Source organism: Streptomyces globisporus (genome assembly GCF_003501885.1).
In the GTDB taxonomy this organism is placed as follows: Bacteria; Actinomycetota; Actinomycetes; order Streptomycetales; family Streptomycetaceae; genus Streptomyces; species Streptomyces globisporus_D.
Genome location: NZ_QWFA01000110.1, coordinates 1 through 20048 on the forward strand (window position 1 = coordinate 1; position 20048 = coordinate 20048).

At 71.5% G+C, this 20048-nt stretch carries 15 protein-coding genes; 8 read left to right on the top strand and 7 right to left on the bottom strand.

Features of this window, described 5'->3' with window-relative positions:
• The 3 genes from D3105_RS20560 to D3105_RS20570 form a co-directional block, all read left to right on the top strand.
• Positions 1-544, top strand: a 544-nt coding sequence (locus D3105_RS20560) for a winged helix-turn-helix domain-containing protein (protein WP_133305698.1), incomplete at its 5' end; no start/stop codon positions are given.
• A 384-nt stretch (positions 545-928) separates the two neighbouring features.
• Positions 929-2197 (top strand): sensor histidine kinase, encoded by a 1269-nt coding sequence (locus tag D3105_RS20565; RefSeq protein WP_118904571.1) that lies wholly within the window; start codon positions 929-931, stop codon positions 2195-2197.
• The gene (locus tag D3105_RS20570) at positions 2182-2829 is read left to right on the top strand and encodes a LuxR C-terminal-related transcriptional regulator (RefSeq protein ID WP_065490152.1); all 648 of its coding nucleotides are present in this window, start codon (positions 2182-2184) and stop codon (positions 2827-2829) included. The genes D3105_RS20565 and D3105_RS20570 overlap by 16 nt, the downstream gene beginning before the upstream one ends.
• A 36-nt stretch (positions 2830-2865) precedes the next feature.
• On the opposite strand, the gene D3105_RS20575 is transcribed toward D3105_RS20570, so the two are convergent.
• Positions 2866-3360, bottom strand: a complete 495-nt coding sequence (locus D3105_RS20575; protein ID WP_118904572.1) for a MarR family winged helix-turn-helix transcriptional regulator — start codon at positions 3358-3360, stop codon at positions 2866-2868.
• A gap of 32 nt (positions 3361-3392) precedes the next feature.
• On the opposite strand from D3105_RS20575, the gene D3105_RS20580 reads away from it, so the two are divergent.
• Complete coding sequence (locus D3105_RS20580) at positions 3393-3953, top strand: carboxymuconolactone decarboxylase family protein (protein ID WP_118904573.1); 561 nt, start codon at positions 3393-3395, stop codon at positions 3951-3953.
• A gap of 61 nt (positions 3954-4014) precedes the next feature.
• Entirely contained in the window at positions 4015-5559 is a 1545-nt protein-coding gene (locus D3105_RS20585; RefSeq protein WP_118904574.1) for a DUF1996 domain-containing protein, read from the top strand.
• 33 nt (positions 5560-5592) lie between these two features.
• Here D3105_RS20585 and D3105_RS20590 read toward each other — a convergent pair whose 3' ends face one another.
• Complete coding sequence (locus tag D3105_RS20590; RefSeq protein ID WP_118904575.1) at positions 5593-6081, bottom strand: hypothetical protein; 489 nt, start codon at positions 6079-6081, stop codon at positions 5593-5595.
• 27 nt (positions 6082-6108) lie between these two features.
• Positions 6109-6861 (bottom strand): class I SAM-dependent methyltransferase, encoded by a 753-nt coding sequence (locus D3105_RS20595; protein ID WP_118904576.1) that lies wholly within the window; start codon positions 6859-6861, stop codon positions 6109-6111.
• Between the two features lie 91 nt (positions 6862-6952).
• Between D3105_RS20595 and D3105_RS20600 the strand changes: the two genes are divergently transcribed.
• The 3 genes from D3105_RS20600 to D3105_RS20610 are packed head-to-tail and all read left to right on the top strand — an operon-like array spanning position 6953 to position 9714.
• Positions 6953-7858 (top strand): metal-dependent hydrolase, encoded by a 906-nt coding sequence (locus D3105_RS20600; protein ID WP_118904577.1) that lies wholly within the window; start codon positions 6953-6955, stop codon positions 7856-7858.
• Positions 7859-7861: 3 nt separating this feature from the next.
• A complete protein-coding gene (locus tag D3105_RS20605; protein ID WP_118904578.1) occupies positions 7862-8950 on the top strand; it encodes a PDR/VanB family oxidoreductase in 1089 nt (362 codons plus the stop codon).
• A 35-nt stretch (positions 8951-8985) separates the two neighbouring features.
• Positions 8986-9714, top strand: coding sequence for a TetR/AcrR family transcriptional regulator (locus tag D3105_RS20610; RefSeq protein ID WP_118904579.1), 729 nt, complete (start codon positions 8986-8988; stop codon positions 9712-9714).
• Positions 9715-9725: 11 nt separating this feature from the next.
• On the opposite strand, the gene D3105_RS20615 is transcribed toward D3105_RS20610, so the two are convergent.
• The 4 genes from D3105_RS20615 to D3105_RS20630 form a co-directional block, all read right to left on the bottom strand.
• Positions 9726-10430: a DUF2470 domain-containing protein gene (locus tag D3105_RS20615; RefSeq protein WP_118904580.1), complete on the bottom strand. Its 705-nt coding sequence runs from the start codon at positions 10428-10430 to the stop codon at positions 9726-9728.
• A 116-nt stretch (positions 10431-10546) separates the two neighbouring features.
• Positions 10547-12637 carry an ATP-binding protein gene (locus tag D3105_RS20620; protein WP_118904581.1) on the bottom strand — a complete coding sequence of 697 codons (2091 nt, stop codon included), beginning with the start codon at positions 12635-12637 and terminating at the stop codon, positions 10547-10549.
• Positions 12638-12796: 159 nt separating this feature from the next.
• Positions 12797-18115, bottom strand: a complete 5319-nt coding sequence (pulA, locus tag D3105_RS20625) for a pullulanase-type alpha-1,6-glucosidase (RefSeq protein ID WP_118904582.1) — start codon at positions 18113-18115, stop codon at positions 12797-12799.
• An 80-nt stretch (positions 18116-18195) separates the two neighbouring features.
• Positions 18196-19932 (bottom strand): carbohydrate-binding module family 20 domain-containing protein, encoded by a 1737-nt coding sequence (locus tag D3105_RS20630; protein ID WP_118904583.1) that lies wholly within the window; start codon positions 19930-19932, stop codon positions 18196-18198.
• Between the last annotated feature and the right edge of the window lie 116 nt (positions 19933-20048).

Consider the following 20048-nt stretch of genomic DNA (forward strand, 5'->3'; position numbering starts at 1 on the left):
GGCGGGGTTCCTCCCGCCGGGGGCCACCTGGCTGCCGGCCCCGCCGCACACCCTGCCCTCGCTGCCCGGCCAGCCGCCGATGATCGGGTACCTGGTGCTCGTGCCGGCCGATCAGCAGCCCGCGCTCGCGGGGGCCGTCGCCGGCGCCCAGCTCCGGCCGGCGCCCGACGCGGGCTCCGGTGCCGTTGCCGGTGCCGAGGGGGTGTCGGCCGGTCCGGTCCGGATCGACGCCACCCGGCGTACGGCATCGGTCGACGGCGTCGCCCTCGACCTGACGTACCTGGAGTTCGAGCTGCTGGCCCATCTGGTGGCGCACCCGCACCGGGTGCACACCCGCGACCAGTTGCTGCTGGCCCATCTGGTGGCGCACCCGCACCGGGTGCACACCCGCGACCAGTTGGTGACGACGGTGTGGGGCTACGGGCATGTGGGCGACGGGCGCACCGTCGACGTCCATGTCGCCCGGCTGCGCCGCAAGCTGGGCGCGGAATACCGCCGTTCCATCCAGACGGTCCGCCGGGTGGGGTACAAGTACACGCCCTGACCGTCCGGTTCGGCCCGTCGCAGCGCAGCACAGCGCACGTCCAGCGGCCCCGGAGCACGGTTTTCCTTCACCGTGTTCCGGGGCCGCCCCCGTGTGCCCGGCCCCGTCGGCTCAGACCCGTACGGTGTCGCGCACCGGCCCGGCGGGCTCCTCGTGCTCCAGGCTCGGAAGCCGGGAAAGCCCGCGCGGGGTACACCAGTTGCGCTCGCCCAGGAGCAGCATCACGGAGGGCTCGGTGGCGGAGGTACAGGGGGCGGATGCGGGGGTGGTGCCAGGTACACCCCCTTCGGGTGGTGGACCGGCTGACGCGGCGGGGCCGGCCCGGGTGAGACTGGCATCCGGATCGGGGATCGGCCCGGCTCCGGTGAGGGGAGAGGGATCGCGATGAAGGTGTTCTCGGGGCGGCTGAGGCCGTCGATGGTGGCGGCAGGGCGGGGGCTGTACCTGGCTGTGGTCGGTCTGGCGGTGTCCATCACCCTGTTCGTGCTCTCGGTGGTCTCGATCTCCTTCATCCTGCTGGGTATCGGGGTGTTCACCACCCCGGTGGTGCTGGAGGCCGTCCGCAAGCACGCCAACCAGCGCCGGCTGTGGGCGGTGACCTGGTCGGACGTGCGGATCCCGGTCCCGTACCGGCCCTTCCCGAAGGATCTGCGGCCGGGTGTCACCGGTCAGGTGGAGCGCACCACGCTGATGCTGAAGGATCCGGCGACCTGGCGGGATCTGCGGTGGCTGCTGGTGGACATGACCGCCGGCACGACCTTGGGGATCCTGGCGGCGGCCCTGATGATCTACCCGGTGGAGGGTCTCGTCCTGGCGGCGGGGCTGTGGCGGGTGTTCCAGGACCAGCCGTACTGGTACGGGTTCGTGCCGGTGGACAGCCAGGCGACGGGCATCGCGGCCCTGGCGCTGGGGATCGTGATCTTCCACCTGGGGATGCGGGCCTCCGAACCGTTGCTGCGGTCGCACTTCCTGCTCGCCCGTAGGGTGCTGGCGCCGGCCCGGGACGAGGAGCTGGCGCAGCGCGTCGAGCGGCTGACGGAGACCCGGCACGAGGCCGTGGACACCGCGGCCGCCGAACTGCGCCGCATCGAGAGGGACTTGCACGACGGTGCGCAGGCCCGGCTGGTCGCGATGGGTATGAACCTGGGCACGATCGAGGCGCTGATCGAGAAGGACCCGGCGCAGGCGAAGAGGCTGCTGGCGATGGCCCGGGAGTCGTCGGCGGAGGCGCTCACCGAACTGCGCGACCTGGTCCGGGGCATCCACCCGCCGGTCCTCGCGGAGCGCGGTCTCGGCGACGCGGTCCGGGCGCTGGCACTGCGGCTGCCGGTCGCCTCCGAGGTGACGGTGGAGCTGCCGGGGCGGGCGGAGGCCCCGGTGGAGTCGGCGGCGTACTTCGCGGTCAGCGAGGCCCTGACGAACACGGTGAAGCACGCCGAGGCCGAGCGGGTGTACGTGGACCTGCACCACGCGGAGGGGATGCTCCGGATCTCCGTGACGGACGACGGCCGGGGCGGTGCGGCGGTCGGACCGGGCTCGGGGCTGAGCGGAATCGAACGGCGACTGGGTACATTCGACGGCGTCCTGGCCGTCAGCAGTCCCGCGGGCGGTCCCACCATGGTGACCATGGAGATCCCTTGCGAGTTGTCCTAGCCGAAGATCTCTTCCTGTTGCGCGACGGCCTGGTGCGCATGCTGGAGGCGTACGACTTCGAGATCGCCGCGGCTGTGGAGACCGGGCCGGAACTGACGAAGGCCCTCGCCGAGTTGGAGCCGGACGTCGCTGTCGTCGACGTCCGGCTCCCGCCGTCGCACACGGACGAGGGCCTCCAGTGCGCCCTGGCCGCCCGCCGGGCCCGTCCGGGGCTTCCGGTGCTGGTGCTCTCGCAGCACGTGGAGCAGTTGTACGCACGGGAGTTGCTGGCGGACGGCAACGGCGGGGTCGGCTATCTGCTGAAGGACCGGGTCTTCGACGCGGACCAGTTCATCGACGCGGTACGGCGGGTGGCGGCGGGCGGAACGGCGATGGACCCGCAGGTCATCTCGCAGCTCTTGTCGCGCCGTTCGCAGGACAAGCCGATCGGTGGCCTCACCCCGCGTGAGCGGGAGGTGATGGAGCTGGTGGCGCAGGGCAGGTCGAACGCCGCCATCGCCTCGCAGCTGGTCATCACGGAGCGGGCGGTGGCCAAGCACACGTCGAACATCTTCGGGAAGCTGGATCTGCCTCCGTCGGACGACGACAACCGCCGGGTGCTGGCGGTGCTGGCGTATCTGGACCGCGGCTGAGCGTCGACAGGCGCGGCCGGGGTGCGCAGGGGGCGATCAGCCCGTGAACCAGCCCGCCGCGTCCAGCCGGAACGCGCCGCCCGGGGCCATCGCGCGGAGGTCCTGCTCCAGGGCGGCCAGCCGGTCCTCGCCGAGCGTCCGGGCCCAGTCCGCCCGCAGCCGGTCGAAGCCCTCGGCGGACCGGGCCAGCAGGTCGACGCCGTGCGGGGTGAGGTGGATCAGGGTGCGCCGGCCGTCGGCGGGGTCCGGGGCGCGCTCCACGTAACCGAGCGCCTCCAGCTTCTCGACGGTCTTCCCGGCCGCCTGCTTGGAGACCCCGAGGCACCGCCCGATCTCGCTGATGGCCGCGCCGTCGCGGCCCACCGCCTGGAGGGCGAAGCCGTACGCGGGGCGGGTCTCGGGGTGCCCGTGCTCGGCGAGGTCCCGGTGCAGGGCGTCGATGATCGAGCGGAAACCGGCGAAGAGGAGCAGCGGCAGTTCGAAGCCGTTGCGAGACTCGACAACCTGGTTTACCTTTTTTTCGTCAATCATGTTGTCGATCCTATCTCCGCGAGAGGTTCGCCATGCCCTTTGCCGATCTCACCCCCGAAACCGCCCCACCCGCATCACGGCGCGCCATGGAGGCCGTGACGGAGCGCCTCGGCTACCGGCCCGCCGCCGTCGCCCGGCTCGCGGCCTCGCCCCACGCCCTGGACGGCTTCCTGAAGATCAGCGCGATCTTCGATGCCTGCACGCTGGACCCGCTCTCCCGCGAGGTCGTCGTCATGACGATGGCCACCCGCAACGACTGCCACGTCTGCGTCGCGATGCACACCGCGAAGCTGACCGCCCTGGACGCCGACCCGGCGCTGATCGCCGCCCTGCGCGACGGCACGGAGACTCCGCTGCCGGACGAACGCCTCGAAGCCCTACGGAGGTTCACCCTGGCGGTGCTCGCCTCGGCGGGCGCGGTGGACGACGCGGACCTGCGGGACTTCCTGGCGTACGGCTACACCGGGCAGAACGCCCTCGAAGTGGTCCTGGGCATCGGCGCGTACACCCTGTCGACCCTGGCCAACCGGCTCACGGGCGCCCCGATGGACGAGCAACTGGCCGAGTTCGCGCGTTGGTCGGGGCCGCGGTGAACGGGGCGGGCTTCCCGTCCGTATGGGACGTCACGCTTCTCCCTCGAAGCAGAGGAGTCCCATGCGACGCACATCGCGCAAGAAACGTTCCACGCTGGCCAACCGGGCCATCGCCGCCTCCGCAGCCCTGATCCTGGGGGGAGGTGGGCTGGTCGCGGTCAATGTCTACGCCTCCGCGGGAGAAGGACCGTCCGGTTCTTCTCCGCCCACCCGGACGCAGAACGCGGGCCGTCAGCTGTCCACCATCGACTGTCCCGAAGCCGTCAACGGACTGCCCGAGGTGCCGGACGAGGCACGCGGGGAGGTCGACCGCGAACTCGCGGCGATGGATACCCAGATCACCGACGCCTACCAGCAGTTCGCTGACCGGAAGGAGCAGATAGCCCGGGATCCCGGGCTGGCGGAGAACGCCGTGCTCGGCCCGTTGCGCAGCAAGCGGACGGCGAGCCTCGACCGTATCGGCATCGCGATCGGGCGTGTGGGTGAGCGGCCGGCGGGGCTGGAGAGCCTCGCCGGGTGCAGCCTGCGCGCCGACGACAGCCGCGGTGACGGCAACGGCGGTCGCGGTGACGGTGACGGAGGCCAGGACGACGGCCAGGGCCAGGACCAAGGCCAGAACCAGGGCCAGAACGCGGGCCAGGGGCAGGACCCCGGGCAGGACCCGGGCGGTGAGGACCCCGGTCAGGGGGAGAACCCCGGGCAGGATCAGGGCCAGGGCGGCAACGGGCCCGTGGCCGCCGATTTCGTCGATATCCAGTCCGTGCAGCCAAACGTCGACCGGCCCCGCCAGCGCCGAGGCGCGTCCCGGGGCACCTTCACCACCGACTGCGGTCGTAATGAGAACGGGAAATTCAACCCGGACAACGTGATCGTCGCGCCCGGCGTGAGCAACGGCGCGCACCATATGCACGATTACATCGGCAACCAGGCCAACGACGCCTTCGCGAGCGACGACGACCTGGCGAACGGCGCGACCACCTGCCGCAACCAGGGCGACCGCTCCACCTACTACTGGCCGGTCCTGCGCCTGCAGAACGGGCAGGACGAGGACGACGCGGACGCGGACGGCGGCGGCCGGGACCAGAACGTCGGGGAGATCCAGACCCCGTCCCAGGTGACGCTGAAGTTCGTCGGCTCGCCCGTCGGCAGGGTCACCGCGATGCCGCGCTTCCTGCGGATCATCACCGGGGACGCGAAGGCGTTCACCAACGGCGACGCCAATGCCAACGCCTCGTGGAGCTGCACCGGATTCGAGGACCGCCAGTTGACGGACAAGTATCCGATCTGCCCCGAGGGCAGTCAGGTGGTACGGACGTTCGCCTTCCAGAACTGCTGGGACGGCCAGAACACCGACAGCGCCAACCACCGCACCCATGTGGCCTTCGCCCAGGAGAACGGGCGGTGCCCGAACGGGTTCCGGGCGGTGCCGCAACTGGTGCAGCGCATCGTCTACGACGTTCCGGCGGGGCCCGGCTTCGCCGTGGACTCGTTCCCCGAGCAGCTGCACAAACCGATCACCGATCACGGCGACTTCATCAACGTCTTCGACGACCGGCTGATGAACAAGATGGTGCGGTGCATCAACGACGGCCGCCGCTGCCGCTGACGCGGCGCGTGCGGCCCCCGTGAACCTGCGCGGTCAGCTCGTGTGGTGACCGGAGTGCCCGTCCTCGCTCCCCCCTCCGCCACTGGTCCCCGAGTGGTGAGGCGAGGCGGTCTCCACTGTCCCACCGAGCCGGCCGCGCAGCGCCGCGACCACGTCCGGTTCGCCGACGGCCACCCACCGCCGTCCGACGAGGTACGAGCCGCCGTAGTCCTTGGCCTCGTTGATCCACTCCCGCTGCCCGCGGTCGGTGGCGAAGGTGGTGAGGACGTAACGCCTCCCGCTCGTCTTGCAGTTGGCCTGCCGGAGCTCGGCCGCGTCGGTCTGCACGTTCGGGTCGCAGCCGGCCTTCTTCGCCAGCTCCTCCAGCGTGCCCGTCGCGGCCGGCTTCGGCGTGGGCCGGCCCTGCCCCCCGCCGTCTTCGGCCGGTTCCGAACTGCACCCGGTCAGGAACAGAATTCCCGCCAGGACAAGGGCAGTTGCCCCGTCGCGCCGCACGTGTCGCCATTCCGGTTCTGTCACCATCGGCCCATCCTGCACCCGGAAGCGGAGTCACGGGTGGGCTACGGCAAGACTCACGAGATACGCCTCCTCGACCTGGCCGTCCGGGAACAGATCGGTCAGCAGAGCCCGTTCGCGGTCGAAGAAGTCGCGGACCGCCACCGGATCGCCGATCAGGAAATCGGAGTGGGTGGCCATGTTGGCGATATGCGCGTCCAGCGGTACGCGACGGCTCCAGGCCACCTGCCGGGTCCGGAAGGCGAGCCCGTCCGGCAGCCCGGCCCGGAAGCGGGCCCGACGGGACGGGACGGCGGGGATGTCCGCCCCGAAGAAGACCCGCATCCGGTTCTCCTGGTCGACCAGCCACTCCTCGGACGGGTCGCTGTCGTTCCACCACAGGGCGAGCGCGCCTCCCGGCCGCAGCACCTGGCGGGCCTCGGGGATCGAGCGGGCGGGGTCGGTCCAGTGCCATGCCTGGGCGTAGGTGATCAGGTCCATGGAGCCGGTCCGCAGGGGCAGGCTGTTCCCGTCGCCCCGGACCAGGGACACGTCCCGCAGGCTCCGGGCGAACTGCTCGGCCATCCCGTCGCCCGGCTCCACCGCGGTGACCCGGGCCCCGCGCTCGTACAGCCGGGCCGTGCCGAGCCCCGTGCCCGCACCGACGTCCGCGACCCGGGCCCCGGCGAGCGGGATTCCGGCCAGCTCCTCGACCGCGTCGAACAGCGCGGGCGGGTAGGAGGGCCGGTGGGCGTCGTAGGCGGCGGCGATGGCGTCAAAGGAGCGGGCCTGCACGAGTTTCGTCATACAGCGATCATCGCGCGACGCCGCGCGGAGCCGCAGGGAAAATCCCTGCACGCCTCTGTTCCGCCCGCATACCCATCAGTACATTGACACCATGTCTAACACGCAGCCAGCGGCGGTCGCGTCGGAGCGGACGCCCCTCAAGGCCCGCAAGGTGTCCTTCGCCTGGGAGAAGACCCCCCTGCACTGGGTGCCGGGCGATCCGTTCACCACGCACACCATCAACGTGCTCCATCTGCTGCTCCCGGCCGGGGAACGCTGGTTCATCCACGTCTACCGGCAGATCCTCCCGTACCTCCACGACGACCAGCTCCGCGAGGACGTCATCGGGTTCATCGGGCAGGAGGCCGTGCACTCGCAGGCACACGACGATGTACTGCCGCATCTGCGGGAGTTGGGCCTCGACCCGACCCCGTACACCGCGCAGGTCGACTGGTTCTTCGAGAAGCTGCTCGGGGACCGGACCCTGCCGCCGGGTCGGGCGTCGAAGTGGTGGCTGATGGAGCGGGTGGCGATGATCGCGGCCATTGAGCACTACACGGCCTTCCTCGGAGACTGGATCCTCAACGCCGAGGCCCTGGACCGCAAGGGCGCGGACCCGACCATGCTGGACCTGCTGCGCTGGCACGGGGCGGAGGAGGTGGAGCACCGGTCGGTGGCCTTCGACGTCTTCATGCATGTGGACGGCGGCTACCGGCGCCGCGTGCGCACCTGGGCGGCGGCGTTCTCCGCGCTGGTGTTCCTGTGGCAGCGCGGCACCCGGTTCTTCATGGAGAACGACCCCTCGCTGTTGGACGGCAAGGCGTCCTTCAAGGCGTTCCACGCGAGCGGGAAGCAGGGCACGCTGCCGAGCACGGGCGCGATCCTGCGCTCGGTCCCCAGCTATCTCAGCCGGTCCTACCACCCCTCGCAGGAGGGCAGTACGGCCCAGGCCGTGGAGTATCTGACCCGCTCCCCCGCCGCCCTCGCCGCCGAATCCGCGACGGCGAAGGGGGCCTGACCCATGGCGCTGCCCCGTCTCCGTACCGTCGTGCTGGTCTCCGGCGCCGCCCTGCTCACCCGGCGCGCCCTGAAACGCCGGATCGCGCGGTCCCCGCTGTGGCCGCTGCCCGCACTGCCCGAGCCGGTATCGGGGCACTCGAAGCGGCGCGCGACGGCGGTCCGCAAGCTGCTGATCACCGGGCGGACCGAGGTCGCCGAAGGGGTGGTCCAGCTCCGCCTGGAGGGGCCCGGCCTGCCGCCCTGGTCGCCCGGCGCCCATCTGGATCTGGTGCTGCCGTCCGGGCTGGTGCGGCAGTACTCGCTGTGCGGCGATCCGGCGGACACCGACGCCTACACGGTGGCGACCAGGCTGGTGGCGGACGGCCGGGGCGGTTCGCGGGAGGTGCACGAACAGCTCCAGGAGGGCCTGGAGGTGGAGGTGCGCGGGCCGCGCAACCGCTTCCCGCTGACCGGGGCCCCGGGGTACGTCTTCGTCGTCGGCGGTATCGGGATCACCCCGGTGTTGCCGATGCTGCGGTCGCTGGCCGCGTCGGGGGCCGAGTGGCGGCTGCTGTACGGGGGCCGGTCGCGGGCGTCGATGCCGTTCCTGGAGGAGATCGGGAAGCTGGGCGCGGACGGGGACCGGGTCACGGTCGTCGCCCAGGACGAGGCGGGCCACCCGGACGTGGCGGGGGCGCTGGCGGACCTCGCCCCGGGGACGGCGGTCTACTGCTGCGGCCCCGAGCCGCTGATGGCCGCCGCCACCGCCGCGCTGCCCGAGGGCTGCACCCTGCACCTGGAGCCGTTCTCGGCGGCGCCGGGCGGTACGGCGGGCGCCGCCGCGGGCTCCGGGGCTTTCGAGGTGGAGCTGCGGCGCAGCGGGCGTACGGTGCCGGTCGCGGCCGGGCAGTCGGTGCTGGCCGCCGTCCGCGCGGAGCTGCCGTATGTGTCGTACTCCTGCGAGCAGGGGTTCTGCGGGACGTGCCAACAGCGGGTGCTGGAGGGCGAGATCGATCACCGGGACGAGCTGCTGACCGACGACGAGCGGGGCGACTCGATGCTGATCTGCGTCTCGCGGTGCCGGGGCGGGCGTCTCGTCCTGGACCTCTAGGGCCTGTGGGTGCGCGCCCCGGATAGGCTGGGCGCATGACGACCGGGGTGCGGCGCAGGATGGGCGTCGACGAGCGCAGACAGCAACTGATCGGCGTCGCGCTGGACTTGTTCAGCCGCCGCTCGCCCGAGGACGTGTCGATCGACGAGATCGCCGCCGCCGCGGGGATCTCGCGTCCGCTGGTGTACCACTACTTCCCCGGGAAGCAGAGCCTGTACGAGGCGGCGCTGCGCCGGGCCGCCGACGAGTTGGCGGCGCGCTTCCTGGAGCCGCTCGAAGGGCCCCTGGGGGCGCGGCTGCTGCGGGTGATGGGGCGGTTCTTCGACTTCGTCGACGAGCACGGCCCGGGCTTCTCGGCGCTGATGCGCGGCGGTCCCGCGGTCGGCTCCTCGACGGCGAACGCCATGATCGACGGGGTGCGACAGGCCGCGTACGAGCAGATCATCACGCACCTCGGGGTGAGTGAACCGCCCGCCCGGCTGGAGCTGGTCGTGCGCTCCTGGGTGTCGCTCGCCGAGTCGACGGCGCTGATCTGGCTGGACGGGCGGCGCATTTCGCGCGAGGAGCTGGAGATGCAGCTGGTGCACGACTTCGCGGCCCTGGCCGCCGTCAGCGCCGCGTACGACCGGGAGATGGCGGGCATCGTGCTGCGGGTGCTGTCCCAGGAGCCGGCGGACGGCCCGTTCGGGGACCTGCTGGCCCGGCTCTCCGCGTTGGCCCCGGATGTGCCCGCCGTGCCGGCCCAGCGACTGCCGAAGCCGTAGGTCCGCCGGGATCAGGCGGGCAGCCCGTTGCGGTGGGAGACGCGGCGGGCGGCGGCCAGCAGGGCGTGGATCTGCGGGCCCGCCTGGTCGATCTCGGTGACCGGGCGGGGGAACGGCAGCCGGACGTCCTCGTGGGCGTTCGGGTATTCGAGCCGCAGGGTGACGCCGTACCGGTCCATCGCCAGCGGCACGGCCCGGGTCATGCCGCGCTCCGGGCGGGGGTGGACCAGGCGCAGCAGCAGCGGGACCAGTTCGGCGTGGTCGTCCACGAGATGGGTGAGCATGCCCGCCTCGCAGGCGGCGATCGGGTCGGCCTCCGCCTCCTCCAGCTCCTCCAGGGTGACGAAGGTGCGCCCCTCGACGTCCTCCAGGACGGCCTGGCCGAACTCCATGCAGGTGGACTGCTCGGTGTCGGTGCCGTACGGGGAGGCCAGCAGCCCGGTGACCGTGACGCGGGCGCGCAGGCGGTCGCGTACGGGGGTGGCGGCGATGTCCGTGAACTCCAGGCGGGCCGGGACGCGTTCGGCGCTCGGTGCGCGGTTGCCGTCGTCCGGGGCATGCAGGTGGATGTGGCCCATCGCGCCCGTGCCGTCGAGGCGGCGGACTTCGGTGTGCAGCCCGTCGCTGACCACCGTCATGGAGTGGGCGACGGTCAGGATCGACCGGACGCGCTCGGCGCGGGTCGGCTGCGTGGCGCGGGGGCGGGAAAGACGCATCCGAGTTCTCCAGGGAGGGTCAGCGGAACCTGAGCGACTACTTAGGCATGCCTAACCTTACCCACGAGGCGGTGGATGCGGGTAGTCCGGGGACACGAGTGACGCTCAGGCCCTGGTCAGAGCTGCAGTTCGGTGCGCAGGGCAGCGGCGAGCCCGACCTCCGCGTTGTCCGACTGGCCGCGCTCGAAGGCCCGCTGGTACGCCTCGTCGCCGACGGCCGCCCGCGCCTGGAGTTCGCAATGCTCGCGGACCGGGCCCAGCTCGGGCGTGCCGCGCTGGGGGTGGCCGACCATCCGCCAGTACGCGTGCCCGGTGCCGTAGACCCGGGCGGCCTGGGCGCCCGCGCCCTGGGCGGCGATGGCGGCGGCCAGGAGGTCCAGGCCCAGCGCGATGCCGAAGCTGTCGCGGAGCCGGTGCTTGCCCGCGAGCATCGCCCGGGCGTGCGTGGCGGAGGCCTCCGGGCGGCCCTGGAGCAGAGCGATCAGGGCGAGCTGGTAGTCCGCGTAGGAGCGGGTCCAGAACTCGCCGCCGCGTTCGCAGGCCTGGCGCAGCGCGGTGGCCGCCGCCTCGGACTCGGCGAGCCGGCCCAGCGCGGTGAGCGCGAAGACGATGACGAGGCGGCAGCGCAGCCGGTGGCCGGAGTCCACGGGGACGCCCTCGGTCATCCGCAGGACGCGCCCGGCCGCCTCCAGGGCCGCCGCGGGCTGCCCGGTCATCAGCTGGGTGAGCCCGGAGAGATACGTGGCGCCGAGCATGCCCTCGTCGTCCCGGTCGTACAGGGCGGTGGCCGTGCAGAGCGCCCCGTACTTCTCGGCGGTCGCGAAGTCGCTCTGGAGCAGGGCCGCGACACCGAGGACCCAGTGCAGCCTGGTCCGGTGGGGTCCCTCGACGGGGCCCGCGTCCAGGGCGCGCTGGGCGTAGTTCCGGGCCTCGGAGAGGTGGCCGCAGCAGGCCCAGAAGAAGCCGACCCGGCCCGCCATCTCCTGGGCCCCTTCGACGTCGTGGGCGAGCAGGTGCTCCAGCGCGGCGCACAGGTCCAGATGGGTGTCGGACACCTTGTGGTACCAGGACACCTGATCGGGGCCGGTCCAGCCCTCGTGGGCGCGGCGGGCGAGGCCGAGGAAGCTTCCGGCGTGGCGGTCGGCGGCGGCGCGGGCCTCGCCCAGCTCGGCGAGCCACATCCGGCCGTACTCGCGCAGGGTGTCGAGCATCCGGTAGCGGTCGCCGTCGCGCTGGACGACGGACTGGGCGACGAGCCCCTGGAGCGCCCGGTCCACCTCGTCGGGGGTGAGCGGCCCCCCGGCGCAGACCTCGCGGGCGACCTCCGCGTCGAAGTCGGTGCGCAACGGGGTGAGCCGGGCCCACAGGAGCCGTTCCAGCGGGGTGCACAGCTCGTGGGACCAGCCGATGGCGGTGCGCAGGGTGCGGTGGCGGCGGGGCCAGGCGGTCTCGTCGGCGAGGATATCGAGGCGGGAGCCGCCGGGGGCGAGGGCGAGGGTGCCGCTCCGGGCGTCGAAGCGGGTGCCGATCCGGGTGGCGAGCTGGGCCACGCTGTGCCGGCCGATGCCCGCGGCGGCCAGTTCGATGGCGAGCGGGATGCCTTCGAGGCGGCGGCAGATCTCGGCGGCGGCCACCTCGTCCCCGGGGGCGTCGAGGCCGGCCCGGGGGTCGGCGGCGCGCAGCCGGTCGGCGAAGAGCTGGAGGGCGTCGGGCGCGCCGTCGACCGGGAGCGGCGGCACCTCGACGACGTGCTCGCCCCGGGTGCCGAGCGGCTGCCTGCTGGTGACCAGGACGGTCAGGCCGATCGAGGTGGTCAGGATCTCGGCGAGCAGGTGGGAGCAGGGTCCGCGGAGATGTTCGGCGGAGTCGAGGACCAGCAGGAGGTGCTTGTCGCCGAGCCATTCGCAGAGCGCCTCGACGGGCATCCGCAGGGTGTGGTCGGCGAGTCCGACCGCGTCCGAGACGGTGGGGAGCAGCAGCCGGTCGTCGGAGAGCGGGGAGAGGTCGGCCCACCAGGCGCCGTCCGCGTAACGGTCGGCGACCGCGCGGGCGGCCCGGAGCGCGAGCCGGGTCTTGCCGACCCCGCCGGGGCCGATCAGGGTGGTCATCCGCCGAGTGGTCAACGCGGTGTGCAGCCGGGCCAGTTCGGCCCGCCTCCCGACGAAGCTGCTCGTCTCCTCGGGAAGGTGTCCCACCTTGGTCATCATCACCGTCCGCACGCTGGGGCAGGGTGCGCCGGCGGGCCGACGGCCGCGGGCCGGCCCCGCCCACCCCCGGAGGGGTGGGCGGGGCCGGCCGGACGGTACCGGGTACGGCTGTCGCGGCTCCGTTGCCGACGTCTGCCGTCACCGTAGTGCGGTGGGAGGTCAGCGCAGAGTGAAGACGGCCGCCGTGCGTCCCGGAACGGTGAAAGTGGCCGATTTCCCCTCGTACCTGGCTCGTTTGACCGTAAGATCCGCACCCTTGGCCTGGACCGGGTGCAGCGCGTACGTCTTCCCGGCCGGTGCGGCGAGCCGCTGGGTGGCGGTGTCCGGAGCGGCGTTGAGGACGACGACGAGCTTGCCGAGGCGCATGGTGATCACGCCGGGGGTCTCGTCCTTGCCGGAGAGCGGGAAGGACAGGGCGGACTGCACCTGGTCCGCGGTGTGCAGGGAGAACTCCCTCTCGGTGGAGCGGATGGTGAGCAGGTCGCGGTAGGCGGCCGAAGCCCCGTCGATTTGGCCGCAGTTGGGCGCGATGGTGCCGGTGGCGGCCAGGAGCGGCTTCGCGTACGACCACTTGTCCCGGTTGTCGGCGGCGGGCGGGAGCCCCCGTCCGAAGCCGTTGCCGTCGCGGCAGTCCCAGTGCAGGGCGTTGAACCAGTCGCCGCTGTCGTAGGAGTTGCGGTCCAGGGACTTGGAGCGCAGCAGGTCGGTGCCGGCCTGGGAGAGCGAGGGCCCCTGGGAGAGGACGGAGGCGGCCATGGCGACCACCTGGGCCCTGGCCCGCTCGGCGGCCGTGGAACCGGCCGGGAGCTTGAAGGCGAGGGCGTCGAAGAGGGTTTCGTTGTCATGGGCGTCGGAGTAGGCGAGCGCGTCGCCGGGTGCGGCCGCGTATCCGGCGGGCGCCCCGTTGTAGTCGACGTCCGAGCCCTTGACCGTGCGCCCGGCGGTGTCGGTGAAGGTGTAGTTCGCGAGGTTGCCGGTGAGGCCGACCTTGATCAGGTCCTGGTAGTGCAGCAGCCGGGCCTTCTGCTCGGCACGGGTGCCGTTGGCGGGCGAGGAGTTGGGGTCGGTGTAGAGGCCGGAGGCGAAGCCCTGGACGCCGGGATCCTCGTCGAAGGGGCCGCCGCCGCGCACGGCGTCGCGGGCCCGGTCGGAGAAGGTGGCGATGCCGGTGCCGGCCATGTTCTTCTGGGTGGCCTGGACGAAGCGGGCGTCGTCCGCGATCTCGCCGAAGTTCCAGCCCTCGCCGTAGAGGATGATCTTCTTGCCGTCGACGCCGTCCTTGGCGAGCGTGAGGGAGTCCAGCGCCTTGCGGACCTCGAGGATGTTGTCCTTGGGGTGGTGGCCCATCAGGTCGAAGCGGAAGCCGTCGACCTTGTACTCCTTGGCCCAGGTGACGACGGAGTCGACGACGAGCTTGCCCATCATGGTGTTCTCGGGCGCGGTGTTGGCGCAGCAGGTGGAGGTGGCGACGGTGCCGTCCTCCAGGAGCCGCTGGTAGTAACCGGGCACGATCCGGTCGAGGACCGACTTGTCGTCCTGCCCGGAGGCGACGGTGTGGTTGTAGACGACGTCCATGACCGTGCGCAGTCCGGCCTGGTTCAGGCCCTGGACCATCTGCCGGAACTCGACCGTGCGCTCGGTGCCGTCCGGGTCGGAGGCGTAGGAACCCTCGGGGACGGTGTAGTGGAACGGGTCGTAGCCCCAGTTGAAGCCGTCCTTGGCGGCGGCCTTGCTCACGCACTCCTGCTGCTTCTCGGAGTCGGGGGCGTGGGCGGTCAGATCGCAGTCGGGGGTCGCCTGGTCCTTCTTCTTCTCCGGGACGGTCCCGATGTCGAAGACGGGCAGCAGGTGGACGTAGCTCGTGCCGGAGTCGGCGAGCTTCTTCAGGTGCCGCATGCCCTTGGAGCGGGTGTCGGTGAAGGCGAGGTATTCACCGGGGTGCTTCGCCGTGCGGTCCGTGATGGAGAAGTCCCGGACGTGCAACTCCTGGATCTGGGCGTCCCGCAGCGGGGTGGCGGCGGGCTTCTTCAGGCCGGACCAGCCGCGCGGCGCGAGCTTCGGGTCGGTGAGGTCGACGACGAGGCTGCGGGCGGAGTCGGCGGTCAGGGCGGTGGAGTAGGGGTCGGTGACCTTGTTGGTCACCAGCTTCTGGACGGTGGGGGCCCAGACGGTCACGGCGTACCGGTAGGGCTTGCCCTGCCAGCTCTTCTTCCCCGTGACGGACCAGACGCCGGTGCGGTCGTCGCGCTTCATCGGGACGCTGCGGCCGTCGAGTTCGAGCGAGACGGTCTGGGCGGTCGGGGCCCACACGGAGAGCTTCGGCGTGGACTTGCGGAAGACCGGGCCGAGTTCGGCGGAGGCGGCCTTCCTGCCGTACAGGTCGTCCAGGATTCCGGCCGTCTGTACGCCGGTGGCGGCGAGCAGGGCCCCGTTGGCGGCGCGCTGGGTCGCGATCAGCTGGCCCCGCAGGGACTCGCGGACGCGGTCGCGGTCGCGGGCGTCCACGGTGAACGCCGGATAGTCCTTCAGGTGGGGGAACTTGGCCTTCTGCGCCTCGCTCAGCTCGCCCTGCTGGAGCCGCAGCCACTGACCCTCGTCGGACAGCGCCCCGTCGACGACGGAGATGCCGCCCTTCTTGGCGTACACGAGCTGCTGGCTGGTGGCGTCGGTGGTCTTCACCTTCCAGACGACGGTGTTCGCGTCGATCCACTGCGCCTCGGCCTTGGACAGGTCGGGGGCCGCGCCACCGCCGGTCTGCGGGAGGAGGTAGCCGGGCTTGCCGCCGAGCATCCAGACCTCGGGGCCGTAGGTGGCGAGGTCGAGGGACTGGTCGCTGGGGAGGTCCTTCTCGTCGCCCTTGTGGAGGATGTAGCTGAGGCTGGTGGCCCCGTCCACGAGCGGCACCTCGAAGGTGACCCCGTAGGCGTCCTTCTTCACCGGCATCAGCGGCTTGGCCCAGTCGGTGGGCTCCTTGGCCCCCGCCCAGGTGTGCAGCCCCCAGCCGTCGTAGTTCCCGTCCGGGCGGTGGTAGTGGAGAACCGCCTTCGTCGTGTCCTGCGGCGGGGTCTCGGGGGCCTCGGCCTGCTGCCCGTCCTTGCCCTGCTCGATCCAGACCTGTCCGGTCACACCGAGGTCGATGGTCCGCTGCGGTCCGTCGGCCGTGCCGTTCTTCTCGACGGTGTACGGGACGGAATCGGTGCCCTTCTCCAGGTCGATCCAGGCGAACGCGCCGTATGCGTCGCGCCCGATGAACTCGGCGGTCCTGTCACCGGACTTGAGCTGCCAGCCGTCGTAGTCGCCGTCGGGGCGCTGGTAGTGGACGACGGCCCGGTCGCGCTCGACGGCCACGGGCTTGCCGGGCGGCGGGGCCTGTCCGGCGGTGGTGGAGGCGAGAGCGCCGGACGTACGCCCGGTGCGGTCGACGACGACGGCCTTGTAGCGCAGCGGGGTGCCCGCCTTCACCGTCGTGTCGAGGTGCTGGGTGACCCTGTACGGGGCGTGGTCGGCGGTGCCGAGGGTCTGCCACTTGCCGTTGCCGACCTGGGCGGCGAAGACGACCCGGTTGAGCTGTCCCCCGTCCACGTCTGCGGTGATCTCGACGGTGCCGGTGGCGCCGGCGGCCGGGGCATTCAGCGAGACCGCGGGCTTGGCGGCGGGGGCGCCGACGGCCTTGTCCGCCTTCAGCACGAGGCTGGACAGGGCGGGCACGGTGACGGTGACCTTCTTGTCCTTGCCGCTGCGGACCGCGCCGGAACCGCCGTACACCGTACGGAAGTTCATCTCGGCCGACTCTGTGGCGAGCTGGACCTTCTTCGGGGTCGTGCCGTTGTTGGAGGCGACGAGGTACTCGTACGGCCGCTCGGCAGCGATGCGCGAGGTGGCGTACACGGAGCCGTCCGCGAGCCGCTCGATCTGGGTGCCGTCGCGCAGCGCCGGGTGCTCCTTGGTGAGCTTCGAGAGCTCGGCGATGGAGCGGTAGACGGGGTGCTCGGTGTCGTACGCGTCCGAGGCGTGGGTGCGGTCGGTGCCGAGCTGGTCGTCGTCGAGGTAGTCGGCGGTCTTCGAGGCGAAGAGAGTCTGGCGGGAGTCCTTGTCGCCGCCCGCGCCGGTGAAGCCCTGCTCGTCGCCGTAGTAGATCACCGGGTTGCCGCGGCCGAGGAACATCAGCTCGTTGGCCAGCCGGGCCCGCTTCAGCAGCTCGGCGTCATCCGCCTTCGGGTTGTCCTGCTTCAGGAAGGTCCCGATGCGGCCCATGTCGTGGTTGCCGAGGAAGGTGACCTGCTCGTAGGCGTTGGCCTTGTCGGTGGTGTAGCGGAAGTCGTTGCCGTACACCGAGGCGAGCTTGTCGGCGGGCGCGCCCTGCGAGGCGAACTGCCGGGCGGCGTCCTGGAACGGGAAGTCCAGCGTGGAGTCCAGGCGGCCCCGGGTGACGTACGGCGAGGTGACCTCGGTGTCGGCGGAGTAGACCTCGCCGAACATGAAGAAGTCGTCCCGGCCGCGCTTGGCCGCGTAGGCGTCGAGCGCGGTGGCCCACTGGGTCCAGAAGTCCAGGTCGACGTGTTTGACGGTGTCGATGCGGAAGCCGTCGATGTCGAAGTCGCGGACCCACTTCTCGTAGATCTTCTCCATGCCCTTCACGACCTCGGGACGCTCGGTCCACAGGTCGTCGAGCCCGGAGAAGTCGCCGTACTCGTTGGACTCGCCGGCCCACGTCGAGTCGCCCCGGTTGTGGTACATGGTGGGGTCGTTGAGCCAGGAGGGCACCTTCTTCTCCGTGCCGGGGGCCTGCACCGGGGTGTACGGGAAGGAGTCCCGGTCGACCTTCTCGACGCCCTCGCGGTCGTCGAAGGGGCGGCCGTCCTCGTCGAGGTAGGGGAAGGCGCCCTTGGGCTTGTAGCCGTAGGCCTTCTCCGCGTGGTCGACGGTGTCGGCGGTGTGGTTGGTGATGACGTCGAAGAAGACCTTCAGGCCCTTGGCGTGGGCCTTGTCGATCAGCTTCTCCAGGTCGGCGTTGGTGCCGAAGTGCGGGTCGACCTGGGTGAAGTCGGTGATCCAGTAGCCGTGGTAGCCCGCCGACGCGTCCTTGCCGGCGCCCTGGACGGGCCGGTTCTTGAAGATCGGGGCCATCCAGATGGCGGTGGTGCCGAGGCCCTTGATGTAGTCGAGCTTCTGGGTCAGCCCCTTGAGGTCGCCGCCCTGGTAGAACCCCTTGTCGGTGGGGTCGTAGCCGTGGTCGAGGCGCGAACCGGTCAGCCCGCCCCGGTCGTTGGAGGCGTCGCCGTTGGCGAAGCGGTCCGGCAGCACGAAGTAGAACTGCTCGCGCGTGAGGTCGTGCCGGGCCGCCTCACGGGCGAGCTTCGCGTCCGAGGGCGGGGACGGCGGCCGGGGCGATGCGGCGGCGGTGGCCGCCGGGACGACGGGCAGCAGCGCCACGCACAGGGCGGCCACCGCCCCTCGTCTGAGGGTCGTTCGGGACACGGAGGGTGCTCCTCGGGGCTTGATTCGGTGCGGAGACGGGCCGGTGGCGATGCCACCGGCCCGTCGGCGAGGGGTACGGGTCAGCCGCGCCAGACGTCGGCGGTCAGCGTGACCTTCCCGGAGGCCGGGACGGTGGCGGTGCGGTTGGCGCCGCTCTCCCAGGTGACGTTGCCGGCCGCGTCCTTGCGGACGTACTTGTAGGCGAACGTGGTCCCGGCGGGCAGGGCCACGTCCAGCTTCCACACGGGGTACGCGGCCGGGTCGAGCTTGGGAGCGTTCGCCGGGTTCCAGTTGCCGAGGGCGGTCTGGTCGCCGGTGACGTGGATGTTCTGGCCGGGCTGGGTGGTGGCGTTGACGCCGAAGGAGGCGCCGGAGGAGCCGTTGCCGGGGCCCGGGTCGGGGTTGGTGCCGCCGCCCCCGGAGCACGTACGGGCGTTGGCGTGCAGGGCGACGGCGGTGCCGGCCGGGACGGTGGCGGTGAACTGGCCCGAGCCGTTGACGGTGACGCCCTTGCCGGACTGGACGTCGCAGTAGTCACCGGCGGGCAACGAGGTCTGGAAGGTCCGGTTCAGCGCGGAGCCCTCGTGGTTGATGGCGACGTACGCCTTGCTGCCCCGGCCGAAGGCGATCTGGTCGCCGCCGTTGTCCCACCAGTTGGTGACTCCCTGGCCGCGCGCGGTGTTGCGGAAGCCGACCATGGAGGAGATCTCGCGCCAGGCGTGCTGGCACTTCCAGCCGTCGCTGTAGCAGGCGTTCACCTGGCCGCCGTTCGGCGGTCCTGCGTCGTGGTCGCTGAACTCGTAGCCGGAGTGGACGTCCGGGGAGCCGTAGGGATACGCCAGCATGAAGACACTGGCCAGGGTGTAGGCGGAACCGTTCTTGTAGTTGAGGGTGTCGCCGCCGCGCTCGGTGTCGTGGTTGTCGACGAAGACGGCGGACTTCCCGGACTCCATGAAGCCCCAGCCCTCGCCGAAGTTCTTCAGGTGGGCGAGGTTCTCGTTGAGGAAGACCTGCTTGAGGCTCCGCCCGTAACGGAACTCCTGGACGTCCCCGGTGCCGAGGTATTCGGAGGGCGAGACGGCCTCACCCGCTCCGTAGATCGCCTCGTGCTTCCAGTAGGCGTTCGGGTTGGTCAACCGGGACTTGATGTTGGCCAGGTCGGCGGCGGGCATGTGCTTGGCCGCGTCGATCCGGAAGCCGTCCACGCCGAGCGAGAGCAGGTCGTTGAGGTACCCGGCGATCTTGCCGCGTACGTAGTCCTCGCCGGTGTCCAGGTCGGCGAGGCCGACCAGTTCGCAGTTCTGGACGTTGCCGCGGTCGTTGTAGTTGTTGCCGATCTGGGTGCGGCAGTCGTCCATGTCGGCGCCGGAGTAGAGGCCCGGGTAGTCGTACTTGGTGTACGCGGAGCCGCCGGTGCCGGTGCCGTTCCCGGCCGACATGTGGTTGATGACGGAGTCGGCGACGACCTTCACGCCGGCCGCGTGACACGTGTTGACCATGGCGGAGAAGGCGGCCCGGTCGCCGAGCCGGCCGGCGATCTTATAGCTGACGGGCTGGTAGGAGGTCCACCACTGGCCGCCCTGGATGTGCTCCTGGGGCGGGGATACCTGGACGTAGCCGTAGCCCGCCGGACCGAGGGTGTCCGTGCAGGCCTTGGCTATGGAGGCGAACTTCCATTCGAACATCACGGCGGTGACGTCCTTGTCGCCCGGAGCTGCGGCCTGCGCGGGGGACGCGGCGCCGAATCCGGTGGGGACGACGAGGGCGGCGGCGCCGGCCACGAGGGCGAGCGCGGCAGACAGTGGTCTGCGTGCCATGTCTTTCCTCCTGCGGGTGGGGGAAACGCGGGTGACGGTGCAGCCTCAGTCGGCAACGCGCCATGCCCTCAAGGCTCCTGAAGGTTCTTGCTGCAAGAATGCAAACCTTGCCGCGG

Coding starts and splice junctions, on each gene's coding strand:
- D3105_RS20585 (WP_118904574.1), top strand. CDS start 4,015: ATGCGACGCACATCGCGCAAGAAACGTTCCACGCTGGCCAACCGGGCC.
- D3105_RS20620 (WP_118904581.1), bottom strand. CDS start 12,637: ATGATGACCAAGGTGGGACACCTTCCCGAGGAGACGAGCAGCTTCGTC.
- D3105_RS20590 (WP_118904575.1), bottom strand. CDS start 6,081: ATGGTGACAGAACCGGAATGGCGACACGTGCGGCGCGACGGGGCAACT.
- D3105_RS20600 (WP_118904577.1), top strand. CDS start 6,953: ATGTCTAACACGCAGCCAGCGGCGGTCGCGTCGGAGCGGACGCCCCTC.
- D3105_RS20615 (WP_118904580.1), bottom strand. CDS start 10,430: ATGCGTCTTTCCCGCCCCCGCGCCACGCAGCCGACCCGCGCCGAGCGC.
- D3105_RS20595 (WP_118904576.1), bottom strand. CDS start 6,861: ATGACGAAACTCGTGCAGGCCCGCTCCTTTGACGCCATCGCCGCCGCC.
- D3105_RS20630 (WP_118904583.1), bottom strand. CDS start 19,932: ATGGCACGCAGACCACTGTCTGCCGCGCTCGCCCTCGTGGCCGGCGCC.
- D3105_RS20580 (WP_118904573.1), top strand. CDS start 3,393: ATGCCCTTTGCCGATCTCACCCCCGAAACCGCCCCACCCGCATCACGG.
- D3105_RS20610 (WP_118904579.1), top strand. CDS start 8,986: ATGACGACCGGGGTGCGGCGCAGGATGGGCGTCGACGAGCGCAGACAG.
- D3105_RS20605 (WP_118904578.1), top strand. CDS start 7,862: ATGGCGCTGCCCCGTCTCCGTACCGTCGTGCTGGTCTCCGGCGCCGCC.
- D3105_RS20575 (WP_118904572.1), bottom strand. CDS start 3,360: ATGATTGACGAAAAAAAGGTAAACCAGGTTGTCGAGTCTCGCAACGGC.
- D3105_RS20565 (WP_118904571.1), top strand. CDS start 929: ATGAAGGTGTTCTCGGGGCGGCTGAGGCCGTCGATGGTGGCGGCAGGG.